The 23,105-nt window shown below is 60.0% G+C and carries 20 protein-coding genes; 7 read left to right on the top strand and 13 right to left on the bottom strand.

Annotated elements, in window-relative coordinates; translation table 11 throughout:
• Positions 1–3: 3 nt before the first annotated feature.
• Together ACMGGS_RS13640 and ACMGGS_RS13635 are read right to left on the bottom strand one after the other, a co-directional pair.
• Positions 4–999 (bottom strand): ABC transporter permease, encoded by a 996-nt coding sequence (locus tag ACMGGS_RS13640; RefSeq protein WP_414163103.1) that lies wholly within the window; start codon positions 997–999, stop codon positions 4–6.
• Positions 996–2,498 (bottom strand): sugar ABC transporter ATP-binding protein, encoded by a 1,503-nt coding sequence (locus ACMGGS_RS13635; RefSeq protein WP_414163102.1) that lies wholly within the window; start codon positions 2,496–2,498, stop codon positions 996–998. Before ACMGGS_RS13635 ends, ACMGGS_RS13640 begins: the two co-directional genes overlap by 4 nt.
• Positions 2,499–2,661: 163 nt before the next feature.
• On the opposite strand from ACMGGS_RS13635, the gene ACMGGS_RS13630 reads away from it, so the two are divergent.
• The 3 genes from ACMGGS_RS13630 (at position 2,662) to ACMGGS_RS13620 (ending at position 4,606) form a co-directional block, all read left to right on the top strand.
• Positions 2,662–3,750 (top strand): oxidoreductase, encoded by a 1,089-nt coding sequence (locus ACMGGS_RS13630; RefSeq protein WP_414163101.1) that lies wholly within the window; start codon positions 2,662–2,664, stop codon positions 3,748–3,750.
• 183 nt (positions 3,751–3,933) lie between these two features.
• Positions 3,934–4,230, top strand: coding sequence for a type II toxin-antitoxin system RelE family toxin (locus ACMGGS_RS13625; protein ID WP_414163100.1), 297 nt, complete (start codon positions 3,934–3,936; stop codon positions 4,228–4,230).
• On the top strand, positions 4,211–4,606 hold the full coding sequence (locus ACMGGS_RS13620; RefSeq protein WP_414163099.1) for a helix-turn-helix domain-containing protein: 396 nt from the start codon (positions 4,211–4,213) through the stop codon (positions 4,604–4,606). The genes ACMGGS_RS13625 and ACMGGS_RS13620 overlap by 20 nt, the downstream gene beginning before the upstream one ends.
• On the opposite strand, the gene ACMGGS_RS13615 is transcribed toward ACMGGS_RS13620, so the two are convergent.
• The 7 genes from ACMGGS_RS13615 to entC all read right to left on the bottom strand — a co-directional run bounded on the left by ACMGGS_RS13615 (position 4,603) and on the right by entC (position 12,255).
• Positions 4,603–4,800: a YbdD/YjiX family protein gene (locus ACMGGS_RS13615; protein WP_176919712.1), complete on the bottom strand. Its 198-nt coding sequence runs from the start codon at positions 4,798–4,800 to the stop codon at positions 4,603–4,605. The genes ACMGGS_RS13620 and ACMGGS_RS13615 overlap by 4 nt on opposite strands.
• Positions 4,801–4,857: 57 nt before the next feature.
• On the bottom strand, positions 4,858–6,963 hold the full coding sequence (gene cstA, locus ACMGGS_RS13610) for a pyruvate/proton symporter CstA (protein ID WP_414163098.1): 2,106 nt from the start codon (positions 6,961–6,963) through the stop codon (positions 4,858–4,860).
• A 454-nt stretch (positions 6,964–7,417) separates the two neighbouring features.
• Positions 7,418–7,831: a proofreading thioesterase EntH gene (gene entH, locus ACMGGS_RS13605; protein ID WP_176919714.1), complete on the bottom strand. Its 414-nt coding sequence runs from the start codon at positions 7,829–7,831 to the stop codon at positions 7,418–7,420.
• 2 nt (positions 7,832–7,833) lie between these two features.
• The gene (gene entA, locus ACMGGS_RS13600; protein WP_414163097.1) at positions 7,834–8,589 is read right to left on the bottom strand and encodes a 2,3-dihydro-2,3-dihydroxybenzoate dehydrogenase EntA; all 756 of its coding nucleotides are present in this window, start codon (positions 8,587–8,589) and stop codon (positions 7,834–7,836) included.
• Positions 8,589–9,446 carry an isochorismatase family protein gene (locus tag ACMGGS_RS13595; protein WP_176919716.1) on the bottom strand — a complete coding sequence of 286 codons (858 nt, stop codon included), beginning with the start codon at positions 9,444–9,446 and terminating at the stop codon, positions 8,589–8,591. Before ACMGGS_RS13595 ends, entA begins: the two co-directional genes overlap by 1 nt.
• A gap of 13 nt (positions 9,447–9,459) precedes the next feature.
• A complete protein-coding gene (gene entE / locus ACMGGS_RS13590; RefSeq protein WP_414166272.1) occupies positions 9,460–11,070 on the bottom strand; it encodes a (2,3-dihydroxybenzoyl)adenylate synthase EntE in 1,611 nt (536 codons plus the stop codon).
• Between the two features lie 9 nt (positions 11,071–11,079).
• The gene (entC, locus tag ACMGGS_RS13585) at positions 11,080–12,255 is read right to left on the bottom strand and encodes an isochorismate synthase EntC (RefSeq protein ID WP_414163096.1); all 1,176 of its coding nucleotides are present in this window, start codon (positions 12,253–12,255) and stop codon (positions 11,080–11,082) included.
• A 180-nt stretch (positions 12,256–12,435) separates the two neighbouring features.
• Here entC and fepB point away from each other — a divergent pair, with 180 nt between their 5' ends.
• Positions 12,436–13,395, top strand: coding sequence for a Fe2+-enterobactin ABC transporter substrate-binding protein (gene fepB, locus ACMGGS_RS13580; RefSeq protein ID WP_414163095.1), 960 nt, complete (start codon positions 12,436–12,438; stop codon positions 13,393–13,395).
• A 3-nt stretch (positions 13,396–13,398) separates the two neighbouring features.
• On the opposite strand, the gene entS is transcribed toward fepB, so the two are convergent.
• Positions 13,399–14,649 carry an enterobactin transporter EntS gene (entS, locus tag ACMGGS_RS13575; protein WP_414163094.1) on the bottom strand — a complete coding sequence of 417 codons (1,251 nt, stop codon included), beginning with the start codon at positions 14,647–14,649 and terminating at the stop codon, positions 13,399–13,401.
• A 144-nt stretch (positions 14,650–14,793) separates the two neighbouring features.
• On the opposite strand from entS, the gene fepD reads away from it, so the two are divergent.
• From fepD to fepC, 3 genes are read left to right on the top strand one after another with little or no spacing between them, the layout of a single operon-like run.
• Complete coding sequence (fepD, locus tag ACMGGS_RS13570) at positions 14,794–15,801, top strand: Fe(3+)-siderophore ABC transporter permease (RefSeq protein ID WP_414163093.1); 1,008 nt, start codon at positions 14,794–14,796, stop codon at positions 15,799–15,801.
• Positions 15,798–16,790, top strand: coding sequence for an iron-enterobactin ABC transporter permease (gene fepG / locus ACMGGS_RS13565; protein ID WP_414163092.1), 993 nt, complete (start codon positions 15,798–15,800; stop codon positions 16,788–16,790). Before fepD ends, fepG begins: the two co-directional genes overlap by 4 nt.
• On the top strand, positions 16,787–17,593 hold the full coding sequence (fepC, locus tag ACMGGS_RS13560; RefSeq protein WP_414163091.1) for an iron-enterobactin ABC transporter ATP-binding protein: 807 nt from the start codon (positions 16,787–16,789) through the stop codon (positions 17,591–17,593). Before fepG ends, fepC begins: the two co-directional genes overlap by 4 nt.
• Positions 17,594–17,727: 134 nt before the next feature.
• Here the strand turns inward: fepC and entF are convergent, their stop codons facing one another.
• Genes entF through fes form a run of 3 tightly spaced genes read right to left on the bottom strand, consistent with a single transcriptional unit; the run spans position 17,728 to position 23,032 of the window.
• Positions 17,728–21,612 (bottom strand): enterobactin non-ribosomal peptide synthetase EntF, encoded by a 3,885-nt coding sequence (gene entF, locus ACMGGS_RS13555; protein WP_414163090.1) that lies wholly within the window; start codon positions 21,610–21,612, stop codon positions 17,728–17,730.
• A 10-nt stretch (positions 21,613–21,622) separates the two neighbouring features.
• Complete coding sequence (locus ACMGGS_RS13550; RefSeq protein WP_414163089.1) at positions 21,623–21,826, bottom strand: MbtH family protein; 204 nt, start codon at positions 21,824–21,826, stop codon at positions 21,623–21,625.
• Between the two features lie 12 nt (positions 21,827–21,838).
• Positions 21,839–23,032: an enterochelin esterase gene (gene fes / locus ACMGGS_RS13545; protein WP_414163088.1), complete on the bottom strand. Its 1,194-nt coding sequence runs from the start codon at positions 23,030–23,032 to the stop codon at positions 21,839–21,841.
• Between the last annotated feature and the right edge of the window lie 73 nt (positions 23,033–23,105).

Here is a 23,105-nt window from a genome sequence, read left to right as displayed (position 1 = left end):
TGATTAACGTCGCTGGAAGTAAGTCAACGCAAGAGCGCCAGCCAGCACCAGCCCCTTAATAATGTCCATGGCGTAATACGGTACGGAGAGCATCACCAGACCGTTAGAAAGCACGCCCAGAATCACCGCCCCGACCAGCGTGCCCAGCGCATTGGGCTTACCGGAACCGGCCAGTGAAAAACCAATCCACGCGGCGGCCACGGCATCCATCAGATAGCCGCCGCCAGCATTCACCTGTGAAGAGCCGATGCGTGAGGCCAGCAGAATGCCACCCAGACCCGCGAGTAAGGAGGCGATAAGGTATGCCGCCACTTTATAGCGAGTGGTACGAATTCCCGACAGGCGCGCCGCCTCGGCGTTGCCGCCGATGGCGTACATCCGCCGCCCGTGGGTGGTGAGCGACAGGCCGAGCTGCGCCAGCACCGTGACCACCAGCATAATGATCACAATGGTCGGCACCTGCCCGAGCAGGCTAAACGCCGCCGGGATGGTCCCTTCCGCCATTTCGCCGCTCGGCAGCACCATATTTTCGGTGATGGAGCCGCCGTAGCTGTAGGTCATCGCCACGCCCTGGATCACAAACAGGCTGCCGAGGGTGGCGAGCATGTCGGGAATGCGCAGCACCACAATCAGAAAGGCGTTAAACAGCCCGACCAGCAGACAAAGCGCCAGCGTCAGCAGGATCGCCCCGGTGGTGCCGAAGCCGTGCCAGACAAACAGCGAGATCACCAATGCGTTTGCCAGCGATGCCGTCGAGCCGACCGAGAGATCGAATCCGCCAACGGTCAGCGAGATCGAGACGCCAATCGCGATCACCGTGACAATCGCAATGGAGCGCAGAATGTTGATGATGTTGAAGGGATCGAGAAAATTATCCGATGCCAGACCAAAGATGGCGATCAGTGCCACTACGGTCAGCAGCATGCCCCATTTATAGAGAAAATCGAAAAATTGCTGACGGGGTGATGCCGTCGCGTTTACTGAAAGGGCTTTGCTCACGCCGCCGTTCCTCCGGTCGAGTAATAGAGAAGCGTCTCTTCGCGGGCGTCCTCGCCCTGAATTTCCGCCACGATGCGCCCGTCCCAGAGCACGCAAATCCGATCGCACAGCCCGACCAGTTCGCTAAATTCGCCCGAGGCGTAAATCACGCCCCGACCTTCCCGCGCCAGGCCGTCGATCAACTGAAAAAGATCCGTTTTGGCTTTAACGTCCACGCCTTTGGTCGGCTCGTCAAAAATCAGCACGCTGGCATTGCCGCGCAGCCATTTACCGATGGCGACTTTTTGTTGATTACCACCGGATAAACGTCGCAAATGCTGTCCCGGCCCGGTGGTTCTGACGCCGACGCGGGCGATGGTCTCCTGCGCCCAGCGCCACGCCTGACGATGTCCGAACAGGCTCCAGCGCGAAAAGCTGTTATCGGCGCTGACCGCCAGATTCATGGCAACGGACTCATCAACAAAAATCCCCTCTTTGCGCCGTTCTTCCGGTACCAGCGCCAGTCCGCGCGCGACCGAATCCGCCGGATCGCGCGGACGCCACGGCCGGCCGTTCAGTTCGCCCCGTTCGCTGCGGCTTTTCGTCGCGCCGAACAGCGCCTTACACAGCTCGGTTTTTCCTGCGCCCGCCAGCCCGGCGATGCCGAGAATTTCCCCTTTACGCAGGCGCAGCGAAATATCTTTCAGCAGGGTCGCATCATGCAGGCCATCAACGCTCAGCAGGATCCGATCGTCGCACGGCGGACGGCGCGGCGGGTAAATATCGCTGAGTTCATGACCCAGCATTTTCTCCACGATGGCATCCGCGCTTAATGCCGTCATCGGCCCGCTCTCGATCAATCTGCCGTCGCGCAGCACGGTGAGGGTGTCGCAAATGGCTTTCAGTTCATGGATACGGTGGGAAATAAACACCACTGCGATCCCCTGCTGCTGCAGGCGGCGCACCACTGCGAACAGGCGCTCGCTTTCATGGCGATCCAGCGGCGCGGTCGGCTCATCAAGGATCAAAAAACGGCAGTGATGAGAGAGTGCCCGCGCCAGCAGAATTTGCTGTTTCTCCGCCAGCGAACAGCTCTCAATGCCCCGCCGCACGTCCATCGCCACATCAAGCTGCGCCAGTGCGGAGCGTGCCTGACGGCGGATATCGCCCCAGCGGTAGCGATGACCCGGCTCAGCCAGCGCATCGAGCATAATATTTTCCGCAATACTCAGGCCGGGGATCAGCGCCACGTCCACTTCCTGCTGTACCAGATGAATGCCGAGCCGTTTGGCGTCCAGCGGCGAACGAATGGTGACCACCGAATTATTGATGGCAATCTCGCCTTCATAATGGTCCCAGGTGCCCGACAGCACCGCCATCAGCGTTGATTTTCCCGCGCCGTTGGCACCGGTTAAGGCATGTACCGAGCCGCCTGTCAGGGTGAAATTCACCTGGTTGAGGGCCTTAACCCCCGCAAAGGCCAGCCCGATCCCACGCATCTCAAGACGATTGGCTTTCATCGGCTGCGGCTCCCCGTTATTAATGTTTTGATTTAGCGTATATTTCCTGCGAACACCTTGACTGGCAACGACAGAAAAGGCATAACATAAAACAAAATATTATTAGCCATCCGGATGTCCAGACATAACATCAGGTTAGCGATTACGCATAAGGACAACACTCATGAGCAGCACTGATATTCGCGTCGTTCCCGGCCCCGCCAACTATTTCTCCCACCGCGGCAGCCTCGCACGACTGGCTGATTTTTACAGCGATGAGCAACTTTCACGCGCGTTCTGGATTTACGGCGAACGGGCCATTGCTGGCGCGCGCCCCTTTCTGCCCGAGGTATTTAACGCCCCCGGCGCAAAACACTGCCTGTTTACCGGCCACTGTAGCGAAACGGATGTGGCCCGGCTGGCGCAAACCGCGGGCGACGATCGCGCGGTCGTTATTGGCGTCGGCGGCGGTGCATTGCTGGATACCGCCAAAGCGCTGGCGCGTCGTCTCGGCCTGCCGTTTGTGGCGATCCCCACCATCGCCGCCACCTGCGCGGCCTGGACGCCGCTTTCGGTGTGGTACAACGATGTCGGTCAGGCGCTGCATTTTGAAATTTTTGACGATGCCAATTTTCTCGTGCTCGTAGAACCACAGATTATCCTCAACGCCCCGGCGGAGTATCTGCTGGCAGGCATTGGCGACACGCTGGCGAAGTGGTATGAAGCGGTGGTGCTGGCCCCGCAGCCGGAGGAACTGCCGCTCACAGTGCGCCTTGGCATTAACGGCGCGCTGGCGATCCGCGATGTACTGCTGGCGCAAAGCGAGCAGGCGCTGGCCGATCAGCAGCGCGGCGAACTGACTCAGGATTTTCGTGATGTGGTAGATGCAATTATCGCGGGCGGCGGCATGGTGGGCGGCCTGGGCGAGCGCTATACCCGCGTCGCCGCGGCGCACTCGGTGCATAATGGCCTGACGGTACTGCCGCAAACTGAGAAATTCCTTCACGGCACCAAAGTCGCTTACGGCATTCTGGTGCAGAGCGCGCTGCTCGGTCAGGACGACGTGCTGGCGCAGCTTAATGCCGCGTATCACCGTTTTCATCTGCCCACCCGTCTGGCCGAGCTGGAGGTGGACATCAACAATCGCGAAGAACTGGACCGGGTGATCGCCCATACGCTGCGCCCGGTAGAATCCATTCACTTCCTGCCGGTCAACCTGACCGCGGAAACCCTGCGCGCTGCCATCGAAAAAGTCGAATTTTTCGGCCGTTAATCCACCTTTTTTGCACGCCTCTGTCGCCTGACAGAGGCATTTGCGATCCTGCTCGTAATCCCTGATTTTGCCGCTTTTCGCCTCTGCCGATCCGCTCTATGGTGTCCGATATAAGATAATTTAAAAAATCTAATTATCTTATTATTTACTTATATTCAGACAGGGCGTACAGTGGAGGTCGAAATGAAGTTTGTGTGGTCAAGGATAGCGTCAAAGCGGTTTTATCAGCTTGATGAGCGGTATCGTCGCAGGATCAGGCAGGCGCTATACGATATCGGCGATCCCGATACGTTAAGGCTGGACGTCAAAAAGCTGTCGGTGCCCAAAGACCATTATCGGCTGCGTGTGGGGGATTACCGCGTCATCTATATGCTGCAAGGCGAGTTGTGCGATATCTGCTACATCGTGGCGGTTAAGCGCAGAACCTCCACCACTTATTTGCATGAGGAGTGTGCACCCTATGGGAATTCAATATATTAAAGACGAAAAAGGGAACCCGCAGTATGTGGTGATCCCATATGACGTCTTTTTCCAAATGCGCCTGCAAATGGCGGAGTTCGAAACAGCAAGCGAGGCGGAAGGCTGGGAAGATATTCCGTGCGAACAGGATGAATATGACGATGTCGGTATTCCCGACGAAATCATCGCCGTAGTGTGTGACGAGAAAGTGAGCTTACAGGCCGCCTGGCGTATTTATAAAGGTTTGTCACAGCAGGAAGTGGCGGAAAAGCTGGGGATCAGCCAGTCCGCGGTTTCTCAGCTTGAATCACCGGATTCCCGACCGCAAAAGCGCACCCGCGAAAAGCTGGCCGCCCTCTATGGCTGTACGCAGGAGCAAATCAGCCTGCGCATTTAGCAGCACTTCATGCCACCTTTACCGCCGTAGCGCGCGTCCTGGCGTTCGCGGAAAAATTCTTCGTAGGTCATCGGCGTCTGATCCGGATGCGTGATACGGATATGCTCAACGTAGTTGTCATAATCCGGCACGCCGATCATCATTTTCGCCGCCTGCCCCAGATATTTTCCTGCTTTAGAAAGGGTATCAAACATAGCTGCTCCATAACGTCATCCCTCCCCCGGTTGAGGGAGGGACTTTTCAGAGAGGAATCAGTGCGCGCCTTTTGACTGCGCGACGATCTGATCCAGGTTATCCGGCATCGGCTGGTATGGCGTTTCTTTTGCCGTCACCCCATTCTGCCTCAGTGCCGCCAGCGCGGTTTTGATGGAGAACAGCGCCAGTACCACGACCACCACCATAAAGAAGATGGTCAGGCCCGCGTCAAGACGGTTGTTAAACACCAGTTGCGCCAGTTGAGACTCCGTATACTGTGACGGAATATTGCCGCTGTCGATCATCGCCTGGAACTTATTGGCGATGGCGAGGAAGCCGACTTTCGCATCCGGACTGAAGGATTTCTGCCACCCGGCGGTGAGCGTACAAATCAGCAGCCACGCGGTAGGCACCAGCGCCACCCAGGCGTAACGCTGACGCTTCATCTTAAACAGAACCACCGCGCACAGCATCAGCGCCATACCCGCCAGCATCTGATTGGCAATCCCAAACAGCGGCCACAGGGTATTGATGCCGCCCAGCGGATCGACCACGCCCTGATGGAGGAAATACCCCCACGCCAGCACGCACAGCGCCGTCGCCAGCAGGTTCGCCGGCAGCGAGTCGGTACGCTTGAGGCCGGGGGCTACGACGCCCAGCAGATCCTGTAACATAAATCGCGCCGCGCGGGTTCCGGCATCTACCGCCGTCAGAATAAACAGCGCCTCAAACAGAATGGCGAAATGATACCAGAAGGAGACATCCATCAGGCCACCGAGCGCGCCGTGCAGGATATAGGCCATCCCCACCGCCAGCGTCGGCGCGCCGCCAGCCCTGGAGATAATGGACTGCTCGCCAACCTCATTAGCAATGTGTGCCAGCGTCTCCGGGGTAATGCTAAAGCCCCAGCTACTCACAACCTGCGCGGCAGAGGCCACCACATCCGCGGTACCCGCCGGTGCCAGCACCGCCATCGGGCTGTTCATCGCAAAGTAAACGCCCGGATCGATGATACACGCCGAGACCAGCGCCATGATGGCTACGAACGACTCCATCAGCATACCGCCGTAACCGATAAAGCAGGCCTGCCCCTCATTCGCCAGCATCTTCGGCGTGGTGCCGGAGGAGATCAGCGCATGGAAGCCTGACACTGCGCCGCAAGCGATAGTGATAAACAGGAACGGGAAGAGATTCCCCGTCCACACCGGCCCGGTGCCGTCAATAAATTTGGTCATGGCAGGCATGGTCAGCGTCGGACGCATGATCAGAATACCGATCGCCAGACCAATAATGGTGCCGATTTTGAGGAAGGTAGAGAGGTAATCGCGCGGGGCCAGCAGCAGCCAGACCGGCAGCACAGCCGCCACAAATCCGTAGCCCACCAGCATCCAGGTTAACTGGATCCCGGTAAAGTCAAAATACGGTGCCCAGGTTGCGCTTTCCGCCACCCAGCCGCCGGAAATGATGGCGAAAATCAGGAAAAACAGGCCGATGACCGAGACCTCACCAATTCGGCCAGGGCGCAGATAGCGGATATAAACGCCCATAAACAGCGCCAGCGGAATGGTAAAAGCGACGGTATACGTCCCCCACGGGCTGTGGGTCAGCGCCTTGACCACAATCATCGCCAGCACGGCGAGGATGATCACCATGATCATAAAACAAGCCACCAGCGCGATAATCCCCGCCGTCGCGCCCATCTCCTCTTTCACCAGCTCGCCCAGCGAACGCCCGTCGCGGCGGGTGGAGACGAACAGCACCATAAAGTCCTGCACCGCTCCCGCCAGCACCACGCCCGCCAGTATCCAAATCATCCCCGGTAGGTAGCCCATCTGCGCCGCCAGCACCGGGCCGACCAGCGGACCCGCGCCTGCAATTGCCGCAAAATGGTGGCCGAACAGCACTTTTTTGTCGGTTGGCACATAATCCAGCCCGTCGCTATAACGCACGGCGGGGGTCATGCGCGTCGGATCTACCGCCAGCACTTTGCGGGCGATAAAAAGCCCGTAGAACCGATAGGCGATGAGATAAATGCATACGGACGCGACCACAATCCACAGCGCGTTAATCTGTTCACCACGATTGAGGGCAATGAAGCCCAGAGCAAATGCGCCCACAATAGAGAGCACTGCCCATATGAGGTATTTCCCTGAATTGTTCATAGTTGTGTTCCGCTGCCTCAGCCAGAGAGATGTTACATTTTGTTTCTAGAGCATTCAGCGGGATTTAACAACTGTGAAACACTGGAGATCTGAGCTAAAACCGTTTATTTACATGACAATGTTAACGGGATCACTTTAGGGCGGTAAAGGAGTGAAACGGGTGTGGGGAAGTCCGGGAGCGGGAAAAGCGCTGTCGTCGTGCTCAGGAGCACCTACAGGCGCAATGGCTAAAGTAGCCAGGACTGCTCCCTTTTCCTAAGTGAGAGAGTGTGAGGTAGATGACAAACCTGTTTTGCTATTGTGTTCGCCGTTTTGCCGGGTGGCGGCTGCGCCTTACCCGGCCTGCGAAATATACGATATCACTACGTTACACGTAACCTGTAGGCCCGGTAAGCGCAGCGCCACCGGGCAGCATCCCACGTTATAGCGTTTGTTATCTTCGCAGAAGCCACCGTTACCCCAGCACCGCCGTACTCAAACGGCAAGTGCAGCAGCGCCTTCCCTGCTCATCGAAGACCACAATCTCCCAGCTCTGATTTTGACGACCAAGGTGCAACGGCTGACAAACGCCCCGCACTTTGCCCTGCGAGACCGCGCGGTGATGAGAGGCGTTAAGCTCCATCCCTACCACACACTGACCGTCGCGGGTCATCAGATAACCGGCCATCGATCCCAGCGTTTCCGCCAGTGCCGCCGAGGCACCACCGTGCAGCAGGCCGAACGGCTGGTGAGTGCGGGCATCCACCGGCATGTCGGCCTCCAGCGTATCATCGCCGAGGCGGGTATAAACGATCCCCAAATGCGCTACCATCGTGTTCAAACTGGTGGCGTTGAGTTCATCGAGGGTCAAATGCCGTTTCCAGATCATCTTCAGGCTCCCAGCGTTGAACCGCCGTCCACCACGATATCCTGAAGCGTGATATGGCTGGCGAGATCGGAGGCAAGAAACAGAATAGTGTTGGCAATTTCCTGCGGGCGGGCGATCTTGCCGAGCGGGATCCCCAGCTTAAACTGCTCGCCAAAACCGCGAATACGCTGCTGTTCCGCGTCGTCGCTGACCCACAGCGTGCGCTGCATGTCGGTATCAGTAGATCCCGGCGACACCAGGTTACAGCGCACGCCGCATGCCGCCAGCTCCAGCCCCACCGTCAGCGCCAGGCTTTTCAGTGCGGCTTTAGACGCGCCGTAGGCACTCATCCCGATGCGCGGCGTGTGCGCGGCGTCGGAAGCTACGGTGACTATTGCCCCGCCCTGCTGACGGCGAAACTGCGGCATGGTCTGCCGGAACAGGTTAAACGCGCCGCCGACGTTGACGGCAAAGGTCTGCTGCCAGTCTTCCAGGCTGAGTCCGTCCGTAGGCCCCATGCGCAAAATGCCTGCCGCGTTGACCAGCACGTCCAGCCGCTCGCAGGCGGCCAGCAGACGCTGACATACTTCAGCGACCTGCGCGGCATCCGCCACGTCCAGTGTTTCGGTGGCGAAAGCATAGTCGTGCTGCGTAAAGGCCACATCGAAGCCAGTCACCGTCGCGCCCGCCTCTACAAACGCCTGCGCTGTGGCATAACCGATGCCTTTACCTGCCCCGGTGACCCACACCGTTTTACCGCAAAAGTCAAAACCGGGCATCACTTCACCTCGCGGGAGAGCAGCGCCCACCAGGCATCCAGGGTCGGGTTTTTCGCCAGCATGACAAAATCAATATCGCCGTGGACTTTCCGCCAGCGCGCCGCCAGCGCCATCATGCGCACCGAATCCAGCCCGTAGTCGATCAGGTTTTCGTCATCCAGCGGTTCATCGGAGTCATCCAGCAGCGGCAGGATCAGCGCACGCAGGGCGTCTTTACTCTTCGGCACCGGCGCAGGCAACAGTTCTTCGGTCATGACCACGCGTCCCGAGCGGCCTGCGACATAGTTCAGCGCCATCAGGTGCTCCTCGCGGCTGAAATCAGCCAGCGCGTCGGCGACCATAAACGGCTGAATATCACGCATGAAGGCGTCGGTGGCGGTGGTCATGCAGCCAATGTGAGCATAGACGCCGGTGATGATCAGCTGGTTGCGCCCCGTGGCCTTAAGCTGCGCTTCCAGCGGCGAGCGATGAAATGCGCTGTAGCGCCACTTCACCAGCACGGTATCGCTTTCATCCGGCGAAAGCGCATCGACAATTTTTTGCTGTTCCGGCGAACGGGTCAGCCCCGGCCCCCACATGTCATTGAGCAGCGCGCGATCTTCAGCGCTCTGCTCTTTCGGCTGGGCGGTGTAGTACACCGGAATATTGTGCTGTTTGCAGTACTGGCGCAGAGCGGCGATATTGGCGACGACCTGTTCCATCATCGGGCAGTTATCGCCCCAGAAACTGATGAAATAATCCTGCATATCGTGGATCAGCAGCGCCGCACGCGCGGGATCAACGGTCCAGTTGACTTTGTTATCCGGCATGTCGCTGGCGATGGGCAGCGCGTACGCCTGTAGTTTTGGAATGGCCATGACTTTCTCTCCTTCAGACCGGCGAACGGGACGCCAGCCATTGACGCAACTGTTTTTTATCCACTTTACCGACCGGCGTGAGCGGCAGCGCGTCCACGCACTCCACACGATCCGGCAGTTTGTATTCGGCGACGCCCTGCTCGCGCAGGAACCGGCGGACCTGTACCGCGCGCAGCGGCGCGTTAACCACCAGCCATGCGCAGCTTTTCTCGCCCAGCAACTCGTCTTCCATACTGACCAGCGCGGCCTGGATCACCGACTCGTGGCGCAGCAGCAGGTTCTCAATCTCTTCGGCAGCGATTTTTTCGCCGCCGCGGTTGATCTGATCTTTTTCCCGTCCCTGCACGGTAATGTAGCCCTGCTCATCAATGGCAATCAGATCGCCGGAGCAGTAAAAGCCATTCTCATCAAACGCGCTGGCGTTGTGCGTCGGGCTGTTGAAATAGCCACGAAAGGTATACGGGCCGCGGGTCATCAGGCGTCCCACTTCGCCGTGCGGCAGCGGATTGCCGTCGGCATCCGCCACCCACACTTCATCGTCCGGGCACATCGGGCGGCCCTGGGTGTTGAGAATGCGATCCAGCGGATCGTCCAGCCGGGTATAATTGACCAGCCCTTCCGCCATGCCGAAAACCTGCTGAAGCTGGCAACCCATCTCCTGTGGAATGCGCGCGGCAAGCGTCGCGGGCAGGCGTGCCCCGCCGACCTGAAGCAGTTCCAGCGAGGCGAGCTGGGCATGGCTACCATCTTCCTGTAGCGCCTGTAACCACAAACTCACCGCAGGCGGCACCAGCGGTGCAACCGTGATACGATGCTTTTCAATTAGCGGGAAGCACAGCGTAGCGCTGGGATCGGCGGCCAGCACCACGGTGCCTTGCGCCAGAAATACGCCGAGCGCGCCGGGTGAGCTGATGGCGTAGTTATGCGCCGCCGGAAGCGCACATAAAAAGCGTGTCCGCTCGCTAAACTGACAGATTTCATTACTGCGCCGCACGCTGTAGTAATAATCGTTATGGGTACGCGGGATCAGTTTCGGCGTGCCGGTCGTACCGCCGGAGAGCTGGAAATACGCCACCTCGTCAGCCGGTGACGGTGTGGCGATAAAATCATCAGCCGGACGAGCAATCGCCGCGCCAAGGTCGTGTTCGCCCTCATGCTGACGTAACAGCACGGCCCGGACTGAGCGGCATTCGGCCACAAATTGATTCAGAAACGCATCGCTGGCAAACAGCGCATGCTCGCGGTCGGCCACGATCAGCGCCGGCTCGATTTGCGCAGCGTAGGCGGTCAATTCCGAGCGCTGATGGCTGAACAACGCCATCACCGGCGCAACGCCCAGCTTCAGCAGCGCGAAAAAGGTGATATAGAGTTCGACTACGTTGCCAAGCTGCACCAGCGCGGTCTCTCCGGGCTTAATCCCCTGACGCTGTAATGCGGCGGCCAGATTATCCGAGGCCTGATGAAGCGCGCGATAGCTGACATAGCGCTCGCCGTCGATGACCGCAATATTATCGCTTTGCGCATGGCGGGTCAGAATGTCGGTCAAGGGCAGATCCTGCCAGTAGCCTTTTTCACGATAGCGACGGGCTAAATCATCTGGCCAGCGGGTAAAGGGAATGCTCATCATCGTTCCTTACTGTAAGCCAAAGACGTTCAGCATCGTAGAAAGCTTGGTGCCGGTTTCTCGCCATTCCGCGACGGGAGACGACGCGGGAACAATCCCCGCCCCGGCAAATAACCGGATTTGATTCTGATACAGCCGGGCGCAGCGAATCGTCACCACCCACTCACCGTTACCTTCATCGTCACACCAGCCGACGATGCCGCCAAACAGTTCGCGGTTAAACGGCTCCAGCTCAGCGATCAGTTTCTTCGCGACCTGATGCGGGAAACCGCTTAGCGCTGGCGTCGGATGCAGCAGACAGGCCAGCGACAGCGCGTTTTCCTGCGCGTCACACTCGCCAGCAATCGGCGTGCCCAGATGCCATAACGTTGGTGTAGTGATTAGCTGGGGTGATTCCGGCAGCGTTAAATGGCGGCTATGCGGTGCCAGCACGGCTTTCATCGCCTGGGTCACCAGATCGTGCTCGTGGCGATCTTTTTCCGAAGCCAGCAGCTTATTGCCCGCTTCGCGATCCAGCACGTCATCCGGCTGACGTCGCGCTGAACCGGCCAGCGGCAGCGAGTTAAACTGCGTGCCTTCTTTGCGCAACAGCAGTTCCGGGCTGGCACCCAGCAAGACACCACCGTCGCTGAGCGGCAGATGGAAGTTATAGCTGGCCGGATTCTGGGCAATCAGGCGCTCCAGTAATTCGCCGCTGTTAACCGGCGCATCGGTAGCAATCTCAATCAGGCGGGATAAGACGACTTTATCAACCTCAGGCGTGGCGGTCAGTGCGGCAGCGCGGGCGACCATCGCCATAAACTCATCCTGCTGTGGGATCTCACGGCGCGCGGTGATATTCAGCGGCGGCTGCTGGGCAGCGTAGCGCGCGGAGTGCTGTTTCTCTTTGCGGGAGAAGGTCTCATGGCGCTCGGGAATAAACAGTTCGCTGGGCTGGGTGGTATCAAACGGGATCGCACCGACCATCACCGGTTTTTCGATTCCCGCCGCTTTTGCCCGGGCGAACGCCTCTGTCAGCGCCTGCTGGAATGCGCTGTGCGCAAGCTCTCCCCCTTCGGCAGGCTCGCTCACCCGCGCAAAACAGCCGGTCGTCGTGAAACTGCGGAACGGCGACATAAAAAGAAAGCGATCGGCGCTCAGCGTCGCCTTTGCCTGCTGAAGCTCTTCAGCCAGTGACGTTTCCATATTCCTCTCCAAAAACGATAAAGATAATAATTATCATTATATTTTGGCTCGCTAACCTAAAAGCAAAACTGCCCTGTGTCAACCGCCGGGAATAGCATCTTGTGCGGGTAAGGCTTGCATCCGCATGAGGCAAAGCTGAAAATGAGAAGCATTCACCACAATAATACAGGATACCGGTCCGTGAATTTTCACTCTTTACCACGCAACGCGTTGCTGACGCTGTGCCTTTTTCTTTTCGGAGTAACCTCAGCGCTGGCGGCTGACTGGCCGCGCCAGATCGCCGACAGCCGTGGTACGCAAACGCTCGATCACAAGCCGCTGCGCATTGTCTCTACCAGCGTCACTCTTACCGGTTCCCTGCTGGCGATTGATGCACCGGTGATCGCCAGCGGGGCGACCACGCCGAATAATCGCGTCGCCGACGACCAGGGTTTTTTACGCCAGTGGGGCAAGGTGGCAAAACAACGCCAGCTCGCGCGCCTGTACATCGGCGAACCCAGCGCCGAAGCGGTGGCGGCGCAAATGCCGGATCTGATCCTGATTAGCGCCACCGGCGGCGACTCCGCGCTGACACTTTACGACCAGCTCTCGGCGATTGCCCCGACGCTGGTCATCAATTACGACGATAAAAGCTGGCAGGCGCTGTTAACTGAACTCGGTAATATCACCGGTCAGGAAAAACAGGCCGCCGCCCGCATTGCCGAGTTCGATCGCCAGCTTGCGACCGTGAAGCAGCAGATGACCCTGCCGCCGCAGCCGGTCAGCGCGCTGGTGTATACCGCCGCGGCCCATAGTGCGAATCTGTGGACAGCCGACTCAGCGCAGGGCAAGCTCCTGCAACAGCTCGGCTTTACGCTGGCGACGCTGCCCGCCGGGCTGCATACCAGCCAGAGCCAGGGTAAACGTCACGACATAATTCAGCTCGGCGGCGAGAATCTGGCGGCGGGCCTTAACGGCCAGTCGCTGTTCCTTTTTGCCGGCGACCAGAAGGACGCCGATGCGATTTACGCCAATCCGCTGCTTTCCCACCTGCCTGCGGTGCAACATAAACAGGTCTGGGCGCTGGGTACCGAAACCTTCCGCCTTGATTACTACAGCGCGATGCTGGTGCTGCAACGTCTGGCGTCACAGTTCAAATAAGCGTTAGTTGCCGGTTGCTTCCACGGAAGGAGGCGACTGGCGAAAACGCCGCAATTCATTCAGCACCAGCAGAAGCACAACGCCTGTCACTACCAGCGCAAACCCGCTGGCGCTGGCAGAAGCCGTGGGCGTCATAATGGCACCCAGTCCGCCGAGTAGCGCCGCGCCGATGGCATCGCCGGTCACGTTTTGCGCCGTCCATAATCCGTTGATGCGACCGAGCATACCTTCCGGCGTCTGGGTCTGGATCAGCGTATATTGCAGCAGCGAACTGATGGCGCTCAGCCAGCCGAACAGCGCCAGGCACAGCGCGCCCAGTATCCACACCGGCATTAGCGCAAACAGGCCAATTGCCAGAAACGATCCCACGGTGGTGGCGAGCATAATCAGCCCCGGTCGCTCGCGCTGCGCCAGTCTGCCGCTGGTCAATGCGCCCAGTACCGCGCCCAGCGGAATGGCGGCATATAATAACCCTATTTGTCCGGCGGACATGTGCCAGTTGATCGCCAGCGCCGGATACAGCACCCGCACGGCGCTTGCCATAGTCAATAACCCGCCGAGCAGCGCAATACCGCCAATCAGCGGACTGCGGAGTAAAAACTGAAAACCGGCCACCAGCGATCTCAGCGGATGTTCGCGCGGCTGCGGCGGAGGCGGCAGCGAAGGCAGGCTCAGCAGTGGCAGCAGGGTAATGAAGGTGCCTGCCGCCGCCAGCCCGTAGTTCCACGCCACGCCGCCGCTCGCCAGCAGGATGCCGCCCAGCATCGGCGAGATCACCGATCCCAGGCGCACGGTCAGCATGGTAATTGCCCCGGCCTGCATCAGATTTTCCCGCCCGACCAGCGCAGGCGTCGCCGCCAGCAGCGCGGTGACGCCGAGCGAGGCGAAAAAGCCATCCCATAGACCTAATAAATAGATCGCCATCAGTGACGGTTCAGGCAACAGCGCATTGAGGCACAGGCCGATAAAGCCAATGCCGCAGGTGCCACGTGCCAGCAGGATCACTTTTTTGCGTTCATAGCGGTCGGCCAGCACGCCGCCGACCATCAGGCCGATAAACATCGCGCTGCCGGTTAACGTGACGGAAAGTCCGACCTGCCAGGTAGAATGGGTCATCATCTGGATTTGCACGGGGACAGCAACGCCCAGCAAACCAAGCGAGAGAATAGAAATAAAGCGGGCGAGAAAAACGGCGCGAAAAGCAGGATGTGTCTTTAGCAGGCTTAAATTCAGTAGCCAGGATTGTCGGTTCATTACGGTGCCTGTACGTAACGCATTCTCCGGCAGAATGCATTGTGATTGATTTTGTATATACCCATTCTGTCGCCGCACATGCTACCATAATCAAATAAGATCGATAACGATAATTACTATCATTATCATGCAATGGAAGCTGTTATGTCGCACTCCCCTTCCCTGGTTCGGGCCATTGCGCTACCGGGACTATTGATATTATTGCTGGCCGCCGCTGCCCTTAGTTTGCTCATTGGCGCGAAGCCCTTGCCCTTCACCGTGGTTGTAGATGCCCTGACGGGGACCTGCCAGAGCGCCGATTGCACCATCGTCCTTGATGCGCGTCTGCCGCGCACCCTTGCCGGACTGCTGGCTGGCGCTGCCCTCGGGCTGGCTGGCGCGTTAATGCAGACCCTCACTCGTAATCCATTGGCCGATCCCGGCATTCTCGGCGTCAACGCTGGTGCCAGTTTTGCCATCGTGCTGGGTGCCGCCCTGCTCGGTATCGCCTCCCCGCAGGAACAGCTCATGATGGCCTTTTGCGGCGCGCTGGCGGCAACGCTGCTGGTCGCTTTCACCGGCAGTCAGGGTGGAGGGCAGCTCAGCCCGGTTCGCCTGACGCTGGCGGGCGTGGCGCTGAGCGCCGTGCTGGAAGGCCTTTCCAGTGGCATCGCGCTGCTTAACCCGGACGTTTACGATCAGTTGCGTTTCTGGCAGGCGGGTTCGCTGGATATTCGTACCCTGCAAACCCTGAAAGTGGTGGTTATTCCGGTCGCGATTGCCGCCGCTGCGGCGCTGTTGCTCAGTCGTAGCCTGAACAGCTTAAGCCTCGGCAGCGATACGGCAACCGCGCTGGGCAATAAAGTCGCTCGAACCCAACTCATCGGCTTGCTGGTTATCACCGTCCTGTGCGGCAGCGCGACGGCGGTGGTCGGGCCGATTGCCTTTATCGGCCTGATGATGCCACATCTGTCGCGCTGGCTGATGGGGGCCGATCACCGCTGGTCCCTACCCGCCACGCTGCTGGCGACGCCCTCTTTGCTGCTGCTTGCTGATGTTCTTGGACGGCTGCTGGTGCCGGGTGAACTGCGTGTTTCGGTGGTCAGCGCGTTTATTGGCGCACCGGTGCTGATCTGGCTGGTTCGCCGCCGCCAGACGGGAGGTTTACGATGAACGCGCCTTCCCGCCGTCTGATTATCTGCTTTTTCATTCTGCTGGCAGCCAGCCTGCTGCTGGCCCTGTGGAGCCTGTGCAGCGGCGCGGTGACGCTGCAACCTGCTCAGGTGCTGGCCGCGCTGTTTGGCGATGCACCGCGCAACATTGCTCTGGTGGTCAACGAATGGCGATTGCCGCGCGTGCTGATGGCGCTGGTGACCGGAGCCGCGCTCGGGGTGAGCGGGGCGATCTTTCAGTCGCTGATGCGCAACCCGCTTGGCAGTCCGGATGTGATGGGCCTGAATACCGGCGCATGGAGTGGAGTGCTGGTAGCGATGGTGCTTTTTGGCCAGCATCTGACCGCGATTACGCTGGCGGCGATGATCGGCGGCATTCTGACCGCGCTTATCGTGTGGGCGCTGGCATGGCGTAACGGGATTGAGACCTTCCGTCTGATTATTATCGGCATCGGCATTCGCGCCATGCTGATGGCTTTTAATACCTGGCTGCTGCTGAAGGCATCGCTGGAGACGGCGCTGTCCGCCGGATTATGGTTCGCCGGGTCGCTCAACGGACTGACCTGGGCTAAAACCTGGCCTGCTGCGCCGCTGATTTTCATCATGCTGGCCTGTGCCACCCTGCTGGTGCGGCGGCTGCGGCTGCTGGAAATGGGCGACGATACCGCCTGCGCACTGGGCGTCAGCGTTGAACGTTCACGCCTGCTGCTGATGCTGGTCGCGGTCCTGCTGACCGCCGCCTCCACCGCCCTCGCCGGACCGATCTCCTTTATCGCGCTGGTCGCCCCGCACATTGCCCGCCGCATCAGCGGCACCACGCGCTGGGGCTTAACCCAGTCGGCCCTCTGCGGCGCGCTGCTGCTGCTGGCCGCTGATTTCTGCGCCCAGCGCGTTTTCCTGCCTTACCAGCTTCCGGTGGGCGTGGTCACCGTCAGCCTCGGCGGTATCTACCTCATCGTGCTACTTATTCAGGAGTCACGCAAAAGATGACCGACACCTCAACCCGCCTGCACGGCGACACGTTGACCCTGGCCTATGGCAAAAAAACCATCGCCGAATCGCTGAGCGTGGCGATCCCCGACGGTCATTTCACCGCGATTATCGGCCCGAACGGCTGCGGCAAATCCACGCTGCTGCGCACCTTAAGCCGTCTGATGACGCCAACGCATGGTCAGGTGTACCTCGACGGCGAACAGATCCAGCGCTACGCCAGTAAAGAGGTGGCGAAGCGTATCGGCCTGCTGGCGCAGAATGCCACCACGCCCGGCGATATCACCGTTCAGGAACTGGTAGCACGCGGTCGCTACCCGCACCAGCCGCTGTTTACCCGCTGGCGGCAGGAGGATGAGCAGGCGGTCACGCGTGCGATGCAGGCTACCCGCATCACCGATTTAGCCGGGCAGAATGTCGATACCCTCTCCGGCGGCCAGCGCCAGCGAGCCTGGATTGCGATGGTGCTGGCCCAGGAAACCGCCATCATGCTGCTGGATGAGCCAACCACCTGGCTGGACATTAGCCATCAGATTGAACTGCTGGAACTGCTGAGCGAGCTGAACCGCGAGAAGGGCTATACCCTGGCGGCGGTGCTGCACGATCTCAATCAGGCCTGCCGCTACGCCACGCATTTGATTGCCCTGCGGGAAGGCAAGATTGTCGCCGAGGGGGCGCCGAAGGAGATTGTCACGGCGGAACTGATTGAGAGGATCTACGGCATGAAGTGCGTGATTATCGATGACCCGGTAGCGGGAACGCCGCTGGTGGTACCGCTGGGGCGAAGGGGTGCGCGGGGGTAAGGAGAGATCTCAGACTGTTAACAAACGTTATACCGTGGAACGATGCCTGGCGGCGCTGCGCTTGCACAGGCCTACAGATTTAAAATAACCCGTTGATATTGATGCTTTTATAGCCGGGTCGCCCCGGCAATCTTTTACCCTAAAATCTCCCTCAACACCGGACCTATCGACTCAAACGCCTGCGGCGTAATTATCTCCACATGGGCGCAGTCCTGGCGGTACACGTCCAGCTCTCCAACCCACGGCGACCAGGCGCGGTGCGGGTCCATGCCTTTTGCCAGCGTGCGTTCGGCGACGAACAGCGTGGCTTTACCATCAAAGCGCGCGCTGTGCGCGGTGGTGAGCAGTCGTACCGCGTCGGCGTAGTTACCTTCGATGGCCGTGAACAGCTCGCTGGAACCTTGCCCCTGCTGAGCGGCGATAAAGGCTTCGCGTTCGCGGGCGATTTCCGCCAGTACCTCCGGATCCAGCCCGTTGGCCTCTTTTTCCGCCCAGTTCTGGGTTTCCGGCGGCCAGGTGTCAAGCAGACCAAGAAATGACACCTCCTCTCCCCTTTGCCGCAGCCGGGCGGCAATGCCCTGTGCCAGCGTTCCGCCGAGCGAGTAGCCAAACAGGTAGTACGGACCGTGCGGCTGCTGCGCCAGCAGCGTGGCCAGATGGTGTTCGCAGACGGCATCCAGCGTGGCCGCCGTCGCCATCGGGCCGTGCGGACGCGGCGACTGAATACCGGTAATTGACCAGCGCGCCGGGAGATAGCGCGACAGCACGCTAAACTGCCAGGCGAAGCCGGACGCCGGGTGGAAGCAGAACAGCGTCGGGCCGTGGCTTTCACGCAGCGGCAGCAGCGGCTCATAACCCAGCCGCGAAACCTGTTCATCGCCTGAAGCTGACTCCAGCAGCGCGCTCAGTTTACCGACGGTTGACGCGACCATAATCTGCCCTGGCGTAACCTCGCGGACAAACTGGCGGCTCAACTGTGCCGCCAGCCGCATCGCCAGCAGCGAGTGGCCGCCGAGGGCGAAGAAGTCCGCCGCCACGTCATTCACCTCACATCCCAGCAACTGTGAGAAGGCCCGGGCGACGGCCATCTCCGTACCGGGAAGCGGCGCGCGCCCCGGATTTTTCGCCGTCAGCGTTGGCAGCGGCAGCGCCTTGCGATCCAGCTTGCCGTTGGCGCTCAGCGGCAGTTCACTCAGGGGGATCAGCACGACGGGCACCATATGCGGCGGCAAGCGTTCACGCAACTGTTCAAGCAGCGCGTCGGTCTCCTGCGGCAGTCCGGACTCAAACACGAGATAGCCGACAAGCTGTCGGGCATCGCCGCCCACGGCCGCCGCCTCGTTAAACACGCAGGCGTGGGCGACGGCTTGCGCCACCTCCGGCAGAGACTGCATGACACGGTCAATTTCGCCCAGCTCAATACGCTGGCCGCGGATTTTTAGCTGGTCATCGCTGCGCCCCAGGTATTCCACCGCGCCGTTATCCAGCCAGCGGGCGACGTCGCCAGTGCGATACATCCGCTCGCCGGGGGCAGAGGGATCGGCAATAAAGCGACTGGCGGTAAGATCGGGACGTCCCAGGTAACCCTGCGCCAGTTGGATGCCGGTGAGATAAAGATCGCCCGCCACGCCCGGCGGCACCGGGCGCATCATCGCATCCAAAATGCGCAGCCCGGTATTCCACACCGGCCAGCCAATCGGTACGCTGTTCCCCTGCACCGCCGCCAGTTCCGGCCCGTATGCCGGATACCAGCTTACGTCTACCGCCGCCTCCGTGGGGCCGTAAAGGTTATGCAGCGGCACGCCGGTAAGCTGCTCCCACTCGCGACACAGCGCGCTGGGTAGCGCCTCTCCGCTACAAAATACGCGTTTGAGGGACGGGCACCGTTCGGCGGCATCGGCGGGATCCAGCGAGGCAACGAACGCCGCCAGCATCGATGGCACAAAGTGGGTGGTGGTCACGCCGTATTGCGCAAAGAAGCGCTGCATGGCGAGCGGATCGCGATGGGCTTCAGGCTCTGCCATTACCAGGCTTGCGCCCGCGATAAACGGCCAGAAGAACTCCCACACCGAGACATCGAAGCTGCACGGCGTTTTCTGCGCCACCACATCGTCGGTGCTCAACGGATAATGATCCTGCATCCACAGCAGGCGGTTAACAATGGCCGTCTGCCCCACCATTACGCCTTTCGGTCGTCCAGTGGAGCCGGAGGTAAAGATGATATAGGCGGTGTGCTCAGGGCGCGAAAGGCTCAGTGGCGGCGCGTCCGACAGCGGCAGCGGCGCGTCATAGCAGACCGTCTCCAGATCCGGTAAATCGCTGAAGCGGTGGCGCTGATCGTCTGAGGTTAACAAGAGCTGTGGACGGGCATCCTCCAGCATCATCCGCAGCCGCTCGTCCGGGTAGCCGGTATCCAGCGGCAGCCAGGCCGCGCCCGCCTCCACGATGGCGTGCAGCGCGAGCGTCAAAAAGACCGAGCGCGGCAGGGCGACCGCCACGCTGTCGCCGGGCTTCACCCCTTTCTCGCGCAGCATTAGCGCCAGCGCCGTCACCTGCTGGCGCATTTCGCGATAGCTAAGCTGGTACTGCGCGTCGGCCAGCGCTGGCGCATCCGGCGTTTTACGCGCCTGCTCAGCCACCAGCGCGCTTAAGGTGGTCAGCGGCAGATCATGCGCGGTATGGTTAATCCCGGCGATCTGCTGGCGCTCCTCAGCCGAAATCAGTTCTGCCTCGCCACAGCGCAACTGTGGCGAGGCGGCAAACTGGGTCAGCAGCGCGTTCAGCCGGGCGACATGCGCGGTCAGGCTCGCCTCGTCATAGCGCTGTTGATTAGCCAGGACTTCCAGCGACAGTCCGCCCTCTTCATCCGGAAACAGTGCCAGTTCAAGATCGTTCACCGGGCCGGTTGCCAGCGTATGGGTGGTCGCCGTGATGCCGTCGAGATCCAGTTGATACTCAAAAACTTTAATGTTAAATACCGGGCCAAACAGCGGCTCATCACCCGCGGCACGTCCACTGTCGCGGACAATCTGCTCGGCGTCATAGCGCTGGTGGCGACGCATTTTTTTAAGCTGTCCGGCAAGACGCGTCGCCAGTTCGGGCAGCGTCTCAGCCGGATCGATAGTCACCGCCAGCGGCAGCACGTTCAGCACCGGCCCGGTGGCGGAGAGCGCTGCCGACCCCATCCGACGCATAAAGATAAAGCCCGCGGCATAGTCATTGCGCCCGCATAACCGCCCCAGCCACAATGCGGCCAGCGCCAGGGCGAGATCCGCGCGCTGACAGGCAGGCGCGGCGGCGGCAAGCTGATTAAACGCCATCCGGCTGGCGCTGAGCTTCAGGCGATAAATATCGCTACTTGCCGCTCTGCCCGGCAGCGGTGCCGGAGAGAGCGAGGCGGGTGCAGGAAGCTGTCGGCGCTGTTCCGTCCAGAATTGCGCATCGCGCGTCCAGGCGTCGCTGTCACGATAGCGTTGGTACTCCTCCACCACTTCGGCAAAAGGGGTAAAGGGCGATTCAGGCGTGGGTTCGCCTCGCCGCCAGGCGCGATAAATCGCCGCGATTTGACGGGTAATGGCCGGGAAACTAAAGCCATCAACCAGCAGGTGATGATAGCGCTGATACCAGTACCAGCAATGATCACCGACCTGGATAATCTGGTGACACACCAGCGCATTACCACTATCGGCGCGCAGATTCTGGTGTAAATCCGCCTGCATTTGCGCCAGCGCGGCCTGATGCGGTTCGGCCTGCCCGCGCAGATCGCTTAACGCGGGGAGCGGGAATTCGGCCTGCTCATCGACCGACTGCCAGACGTCGCCCTCGTCTTCCGTAAAGCGCATGCGCAGGGTGTCGGCCTGCATCATTCCGGCAATAATCGCCTTTTGCAGCAGGACGGCGTCCAGCTCGCCGTGAAGTTCAACGTAGTGCGCCACGCTCCAGGCGTTCGGCAGCGTGGAGAGTTTTTCAGCCATCCAGATCCCAGGCTGAGCGGCTACCAGCGGCAGACGAGTGGTCATAACAAATTCCTTAACGGGCAAAATGCGCAGGTTTTAACGTGGTCCAGTGGGCGGTTAGCCAGTCATCACAGGCCTGCCGGGATTGCGGCTCGCAGATAATGATCCAGCCGTCCGGCAGGGAAACGGATTGCGGCCAGAGGCTGAACTGCTGTTGCGCGTTTTGCAGAAGATAAAATTGCCCCTGCGGGTTATCGAAAGGGTTACTGAATTGCATCGCCAACTCCCGTTATGACTGCGGCTGCAAAAGATAAATCAGGCCCGAAGTCAGCCCGCCGCGCCAGCACAGCGCATCGTGACCGCCTTCGACCTGCCGCCATTCCACCGGTTGTCCGGCCTGCTGAAGCTGTTCGCGCATCGCCTGGTTGGCGCGCAGAATAATCGGCTCACGCACGCCCGCTTCCAGTACCAGCTTCAGCCCGTTCGGCGTCAGATCGCCGCGCGCGATTTGCGCTTCAAGCTCACCGGTGTGCTTACCGCTGCGATGCGGCCACCAGTACGATCCCGACTGGCTCAGCGCGCAGCCAAAGCGCTCCGGCCAGTGCAGCGCGGCGAATAATGACGACAGCCCGCCAAAACTCTGCCCGGCCACCACCGTTTTGTCGGCACGGTCGCTGAAAGGCGCGACGGCATAAACCTGCGGTAAAAGCTCGTCCTGAACCGCCAGCCAGAAATCACGGTTGCACGGTAGCTCGACGCTGCGGTGCGCGGTATCAATCACGTCAATCAGCACATAAACGGCGGCGGGAAGCTGGCCGTCATCGGTCAGCGCTGTTAACGCGGGCCAGATCGGCATACTTTCGGCCCAGAATTGCCCGTCCAGCAGGATCGCCAGCGGGCGATCGGTATTGTCCTCGCCGATGGCGAATACCCATACCCGGCGCGCATTACCCAACCGGGCGCTACACCATTCCATCAGTTGCGGAGCAGGCCATTGCTGCGCCGGGGCATTCCAGCCCGGCTGGACTGGCGCTTCAGGCATTTCCAGCGCAGAAACCGGATGCCCGCGACCGCCTCTCCAGCTCTGCTTATTCAGCGGATCGGCCACCGCGCGCGGCAACAGTTTGCGCCATCCTTCACGCAGCGCCATCCGATCCGGCGCGCCGTCAATAAAGACGTCAGGCGAAAAATCGCCGTCGTGTTCAGAAGGAATAAAGCAGTAGCTGCCCCGCCAGTCGGGTGCGAGAAGCGTCTGCCACTGCCAGACGTCGGTGTCAGGGATGCGTTGCAGGGTCTGCGGGACAGCGTTCTGGTGGTGGTCGGTCACGCCCGTAATGTAGATCCATACCCGGCGCGTCGGCGACGACGTTCCGAGCGGGTCGCGCCACCAGAACGTGACCCGATAACGGTCCCCTTCCCGAACAATATGCGGGCCGGTTTTGGTTTCCCACCAGGCGTCGCTGCCCGTCGATAAACTCACCACATTATTAACCCTATGTTTACTGAAGCGTTTTTCTTTATCGTTAAAATTTATTGATAATATTATTGATAACTAT

Origin of the sequence: Superficieibacter sp. BNK-5, assembly GCF_047456055.1 — a bacterium.
Lineage (GTDB): Bacteria > Pseudomonadota > Gammaproteobacteria > Enterobacterales > Enterobacteriaceae > Superficieibacter.
This window is presented reverse-complemented; position numbering and strand designations above follow the sequence as displayed.

What these genes read in the sequence shown, in the direction of transcription:
- ACMGGS_RS13635 (WP_414163102.1), bottom strand. Translation starts at nt 2,498, where the DNA reads ATGAAAGCCAATCGTCTTGAGATGCGTGGGATCGGGCTGGCCTTTGCG.
- ACMGGS_RS13630 (WP_414163101.1), top strand. Translation starts at nt 2,662, where the DNA reads ATGAGCAGCACTGATATTCGCGTCGTTCCCGGCCCCGCCAACTATTTC.
- ACMGGS_RS13625 (WP_414163100.1), top strand. Translation starts at nt 3,934, where the DNA reads ATGAAGTTTGTGTGGTCAAGGATAGCGTCAAAGCGGTTTTATCAGCTT.
- ACMGGS_RS13620 (WP_414163099.1), top strand. Translation starts at nt 4,211, where the DNA reads ATGGGAATTCAATATATTAAAGACGAAAAAGGGAACCCGCAGTATGTG.
- ACMGGS_RS13615 (WP_176919712.1), bottom strand. Translation starts at nt 4,800, where the DNA reads ATGTTTGATACCCTTTCTAAAGCAGGAAAATATCTGGGGCAGGCGGCG.
- cstA (WP_414163098.1), bottom strand. Translation starts at nt 6,963, where the DNA reads ATGAACAATTCAGGGAAATACCTCATATGGGCAGTGCTCTCTATTGTG.
- entH (WP_176919714.1), bottom strand. Translation starts at nt 7,831, where the DNA reads ATGATCTGGAAACGGCATTTGACCCTCGATGAACTCAACGCCACCAGT.
- entA (WP_414163097.1), bottom strand. Translation starts at nt 8,589, where the DNA reads ATGCCCGGTTTTGACTTTTGCGGTAAAACGGTGTGGGTCACCGGGGCA.
- ACMGGS_RS13595 (WP_176919716.1), bottom strand. Translation starts at nt 9,446, where the DNA reads ATGGCCATTCCAAAACTACAGGCGTACGCGCTGCCCATCGCCAGCGAC.
- entE (WP_414166272.1), bottom strand. Translation starts at nt 11,070, where the DNA reads ATGAGCATTCCCTTTACCCGCTGGCCAGATGATTTAGCCCGTCGCTAT.
- entC (WP_414163096.1), bottom strand. Translation starts at nt 12,255, where the DNA reads ATGGAAACGTCACTGGCTGAAGAGCTTCAGCAGGCAAAGGCGACGCTG.
- entS (WP_414163094.1), bottom strand. Translation starts at nt 14,649, where the DNA reads ATGAACCGACAATCCTGGCTACTGAATTTAAGCCTGCTAAAGACACAT.
- fepD (WP_414163093.1), top strand. Translation starts at nt 14,794, where the DNA reads ATGTCGCACTCCCCTTCCCTGGTTCGGGCCATTGCGCTACCGGGACTA.
- fepG (WP_414163092.1), top strand. Translation starts at nt 15,798, where the DNA reads ATGAACGCGCCTTCCCGCCGTCTGATTATCTGCTTTTTCATTCTGCTG.
- fepC (WP_414163091.1), top strand. Translation starts at nt 16,787, where the DNA reads ATGACCGACACCTCAACCCGCCTGCACGGCGACACGTTGACCCTGGCC.
- entF (WP_414163090.1), bottom strand. Translation starts at nt 21,612, where the DNA reads ATGACCACTCGTCTGCCGCTGGTAGCCGCTCAGCCTGGGATCTGGATG.
- ACMGGS_RS13550 (WP_414163089.1), bottom strand. Translation starts at nt 21,826, where the DNA reads ATGCAATTCAGTAACCCTTTCGATAACCCGCAGGGGCAATTTTATCTT.